The following is a 5,023-nucleotide window of genomic DNA, read 5'->3' as shown; positions in this document are numbered from 1 at the left end:
GTATTAAATACGGAGGATCTATAGCGATCATGGGTATTTCACAAAAAACCAATCAACTAGGACAACCGAAACCGGATCTAAAGCCTAGAATAGGATTACTTATTATAGGTATCATCCTAATGGGAGCCAATCTCAGAGCCCCACTAACATCAGTGGGTCCACTAATAAATTCTATACGTGACAGTTTAGGCATATCTAATATACTAGCAGGGACAATAACTACAGTACCTTTACTTACTTTTGCATTCTTATCCCCTTTCGCCCCTAAGTTAGCTCATCGTTTTAGTACAGAGTTTATCCTATTTATTTCTTTAATCTTATTAACCATTGGATTTGGAATACGTTCTTTTGGTAGTGTAATAACCTTATTTATAGGAACAATCTTAATTGGTTCATGTATTGCCATTGGTAATGTATTACTCCCCAGTCTCATTAAACATAACTTTGCACAAAATGTAGGAATGATAACAGGGATTTATATAGTCTCTATGAATTTATGTGGAGCTATTGGATCCGGTATAAGTATCCCCATCTCCTCATTATCAGGATTAGGATGGTCAGGAGGTCTTGGATGCTGGGGAATCTTATCTCTTCTTACACTTTTCTTTTGGTTACCACTAATACAAAATCAACATAAATCTATTAGATTTGTACAAACTAAAAAGAAAGTTAAATCTATAAACTTATGGCATTCTAAACTAGCATGGAATGTCACGTTATTTATGGGTTTTCAATCCTTAATCTTTTATACCATGATAACGTGGCTTCCTGAAATTCTTGAACAAAAAGGGCTGAACACTCATGAAGCTGGCTGGATGTTGTCTTTAATGCAATTTGCTATGCTTCCTACTACGTTTATTGTCTCTATTTTAGCTGGACGTTTAAAGAAGCAGCATTCATTAGTACTAATTTCAGTCGTCTTGCTTATTGGAGGGGTATTCGGTATCTTACACGGAAGCACGATCCTTATTCTAATATGGATTATTATGGTTGGAATTGGAGTGGGATTTGCCTTTAGTTTAGCTATGATGTTTTTTAGTTTACGTACTCAAGATACGAATGAGGCAGCAGAATTATCCGGTATGGCTCAATCATTAGGTTATCTTTTGTCTGCTGTCGGCCCTGTCTTATTTGGATGGTTGCATGATGTGACACATAATTGGAATACTTCCCTACTGATGTTAGTTTTAACTTCTGTTATCATCTTTATCACGGGTATAGGTGCAGGAAAAAATGAATATGTAGCATAGGATACCAGCCAGTAAACACAGAAAAAAGCAAACTTCCACCATTAGTTGTTCCTAATATATTTATAGCATTCATAGCTCCACTATGGAACCAATTGATTCCGTTAATTTGAAATAGTATTATTTCAAACAGTAACTTGGGAACGTTGATTCTTATTGTTATCTTATTGTTTTTTTAGTCGTATTTATTCTTTACTATGGTGGTTTTATTTACCGATCTGCAAAAAATTAGAGATGAAGTAATTGCGGAAGGTTTTGTAACTAAGACACATCAGAAAAAAGTATGCCCCTTTTTCTTGTATGACTTTTGTTGAAACAAGCCTTGAACTCCATATTTTTGGTATCATTCTTCTTAAAAAAGGTATAATCTATGCGGTATTCGATGCAGATGCCAATATCAAAAGAGGTCTACGACATAAATGTATTGCGTTGTAGCAATCACATCCCAAGGCCAACAGGGCCGGAAATTGTGGAATGAGCAAGGAACATGCACATCCGTCCGGCCGCCAATGCACCAGACGGAAAGGCAGGAGATAGGGGGCATCTCCAGATATCCGTGATGGTGAACATCCCTTTTTTGAGAAATGCATAAAAACTAACGGAACGTTTAGTTCAATAGAACAGCAGCAGGCTCAGACTGATAAAAATAAAAGTTCGAGCCTGCCACTTTTTGTATTGGAGCCAGTTTCATACTTCTTATCCGAAGCCTAATGGTGAACGTTACCCAGCCATCCAGCCTCCCACAGACGGTTCTTGCGAGCTGTTATTCTGAAAATAATGCATCCGTTGCAACCGGCTGAAGGATAGGCAGTGGCTGAAGGGCGATGGTCCGATCGAGATGTACAAACGCATTATAACGATCCGCCATGCTGGAAGGCACGTAATTGCCGAACCGCTCATGAGCAGGCTCATATATCACACCGATGGCACGGTGGCCAATGGTCGTATGCAGCATGGAAGATGCATCGTTGAGCATTATCATCCCATTTCGGCCCCCTCCCGCCTGGTGCATGTAATCCTCCCAGCTTCCCGGCTGTCCGGGCGGGACGGTCATCTTCTCAACCGGAGATCCCCAAGCTCTCCCAGCCAGTACCTCGCCCTGATAGGTCCCGAAGCCAATGGCAAACACCCGATGTTCTGGATCCTCCCGCAGCAGCTGACCCACATTAACCATGCCATCCGCCATCATATCCGTTGCCCGCGCATCACCGATATGCGTATTATGCTCCCAGACAATGGCTTTTGCCGAAGCCCCGTAATAGGACATGATTCGCTTTAGGGATTCAACCATATGCTTGTCCCGTATATTCCAGGACTGTGGGCCGCCCCGAACCATCTACGATAGTAGGCCTCCGAGCTGGAAGTGACGAGCATGTTCACCTCCGCATTCAACTCTTCCTCACTTCCCGGATACGCCATGCGCCGGCTCTGCATCTGCTGTAGCAGCTCAACCACTTCTTTCTCACAGCTCTCCGAGAGCAGTCCTGCCGCAATGCCATAAGACTGATGGTCCCTGCTATATGGATCGAAACAGGCGTATGTCCTGCGGGCCTGTTTCAGTTGGGGAGAATGGGTCTCCTCCAAATAATCGATAATCGCTTCCATCGATTCCCATAGCGAGTACATATCAATACCATAAAATCCAACCTTCGGACGGGTACTGCCGCTGCCGTGATTCGCCTCATTGTACTCCTTGAGCCACTCCGCGAAATCACGAATGTCCGTATTCGCCCACATCCACGTCGGCCAGCGGGTAAAATCACCCAGTGCATCGGCTGCCGAGGAATCGGCCCCCTCCATCCCTTTAACATACCGGTTCACCCGATAAGCAGAGGGCCAGTCTCCTTCTACACCGATAATGTTAAAACCCTTGCTTGTAATGAGCTTCTTCGAAAGCTCGGCTCGAACTCGGTAGAAATCAGAAGTCCCATGGCTCGCCTCACCAAGCAGCACGATATCTGCATCTCCGATGGCCTTAACCATGCGGTCCAGATTCTGCATTCCATCCAATGGGATAAATAATGCATTCAGCTCTTCCAAATAAGCGTTTTGCTCTGGTGGATTATCATTCGAATTCATGAAGTTGTTCCCTCCTACAGACGGTATGAGTGAATTATTTCCGTTTGTCCATCCATTAATCCAAAACATGGTGTCTGTTGGTATGAATGATTCATCCCACGATTAGGTTGAAATCCTATATAAATCGGTTGAAAATGTTGATTTTACCAATGGATAAGGCTTTGTACAATAGAGTTGTAGCGCTTACATTTCCAAGAAGATTATGGCGAAATGAAGAGACTTCAGGTGATTGACAAGCAAACCAGGACCCCGAGATCGAAAAGGAGGCCGTGTTGATGAAATTTAAGGGAATATTGGCGGCGTTTTTGTTTTTAACCACAGCGTCTGTGTTGTTTGGGACGCATACGGCAGAGGCCCATGAACTATCCAATGACAAGCTAACGATTCAGACAGGAGAGCATGGGGAAATTTCGTCTATTCGTATCAAAGGAAATGCTTTTCCGACTGAATATGTCATGAATGCAACGGTGACACCTGAGCAGAACACGGCTGATCATCAGTGGCTAGGAGAGCTGATGTTCACGTACCGACTGGATGGAGGTAGCTGGACGAAGGCATGGACGAATAAGTCGGCAGACGCGCGTAAGATCACGACCAGCGGCAACCGCGTTACGGTCACCTACGAGAACTCAAGTAACGCAGAAGGCATACGCAATTTTAAAGTCATTGAAACCTATTCGGCGGAGTCGAATGGTTCGGTGTTGTGGAATATACAGGTACAGAATACCAGTGGCAAAAAATTGGAGATTGGCGATTTTGGATTGCCCCTACCTTTTAATGAACAGTGGACCTATGGTGATGCAATTTACGAAACGAGAGTCGTGACGCATTCCTTTATCGGCAATAACAGCTCCTATATTACAGCTGGGCGCCCCAGCGGCATTGGTTCTTCCCTGCTATTGATCCCTGATTCCACAACAGGTGCTGGGTTTGAGTATCAGGACCATTGGCGCAGAGTATCATCCGTATTTTATCAAACGGGCATACCCTGAGCTGATTGAACGGTTTAATATTCCTTTAGATGAATATCCGCGCCGCTGCGTAAGTCGGATTGAACGCTGGGAGACGATGCGTGAGGAACTATTGGGCAATCAGGATCTGCGCCATGAACGGTCGAACGAATATGCTTCTTATATATTTGAGGCAATCGAGACTAATCAGCCCTTTGCTATTGGCGGGAATGTGATGAATACAGGCTTGATTACCAATCTGCCGAAGGAAGCCTGTGTGGAGGTGCCTTGCCTGGTGAATTGCAATGGGGTTACGCCGACCTTTGTCGGGGATTTGCCGCCCCAATGTGCTGCACTGAACCGAACGAATATCAATACCCAGCTCTTAACGATTGAAGCTGCGATGACGGGAAAAAAGAACATATCTATCATGCTGCTATGCTGGACCCGCACACCTCAGCTGAGCTATCGATGGATGATATCGTTGCTCTGTGCGACGGTCTGATTGCCGCGCACGGTACATCGCTTCCAGCTTATGTGTAAGGGAGGCAGATGAATGGGGGGCGGGGTCGTCAAAAGCTCGCCAGGATTCCTGCTTTGTGAGAAAAAAGTAACGTTTGATTTTTAGTCTGTTATGATTTATGATGTAAGAAATATTGGATGATGCTGGAACAATTTATAGGGTATGAACTGATATATTCATAGTTTTTGCGCGTGAAGCACACGGGCTGTTTCTTCCTTCTAAGG

General features: G+C 44.3%; 3 protein-coding genes and 2 pseudogenes. 3 read left to right on the top strand and 2 right to left on the bottom strand.

All coding sequences use genetic code 11. The annotated features are described in order from the left end of the window. Positions 1-29 precede the first annotated feature (29 nt). Positions 30-1,250 carry a CynX/NimT family MFS transporter gene (locus AC5V8P_RS23305; protein WP_064795752.1) on the top strand — a complete coding sequence of 407 codons (1,221 nt, stop codon included), beginning with the start codon at positions 30-32 and terminating at the stop codon, positions 1,248-1,250. Between the two features lie 760 nt (positions 1,251-2,010). On the opposite strand, the gene AC5V8P_RS23300 is transcribed toward AC5V8P_RS23305, so the two are convergent. Together AC5V8P_RS23300 and AC5V8P_RS23295 are read right to left on the bottom strand one after the other, a co-directional pair. Beyond that, positions 2,011-2,514 (bottom strand): erythromycin esterase family protein, encoded by a 504-nt coding sequence (locus tag AC5V8P_RS23300; protein WP_231116748.1) that lies wholly within the window; start codon positions 2,512-2,514, stop codon positions 2,011-2,013. An 8-nt stretch (positions 2,515-2,522) separates the two neighbouring features. Then, positions 2,523-3,326 carry an erythromycin esterase family protein gene (locus tag AC5V8P_RS23295; protein WP_231116749.1) on the bottom strand — a complete coding sequence of 268 codons (804 nt, stop codon included), beginning with the start codon at positions 3,324-3,326 and terminating at the stop codon, positions 2,523-2,525. A 275-nt stretch (positions 3,327-3,601) separates the two neighbouring features. Between AC5V8P_RS23295 and AC5V8P_RS23290 the strand changes: the two are divergent. Then, a pseudogene (locus AC5V8P_RS23290) lies at positions 3,602-4,279 on the top strand (DUF5695 domain-containing protein); the annotation flags it as partial. Next, positions 4,278-4,819: pseudogene (locus AC5V8P_RS23285) on the top strand (family 4 glycosyl hydrolase); the annotation flags it as partial. The pseudogenes AC5V8P_RS23290 and AC5V8P_RS23285, both read left to right, overlap by 2 nt. Positions 4,820-5,023 lie beyond the last annotated feature (204 nt).

The organism is Paenibacillus sp. N119s, from assembly GCF_059447605.1.
The sequence above is the reverse complement of the archived record's forward strand: the minus strand, read 5'-3'. Positions and strand labels throughout refer to the sequence as shown.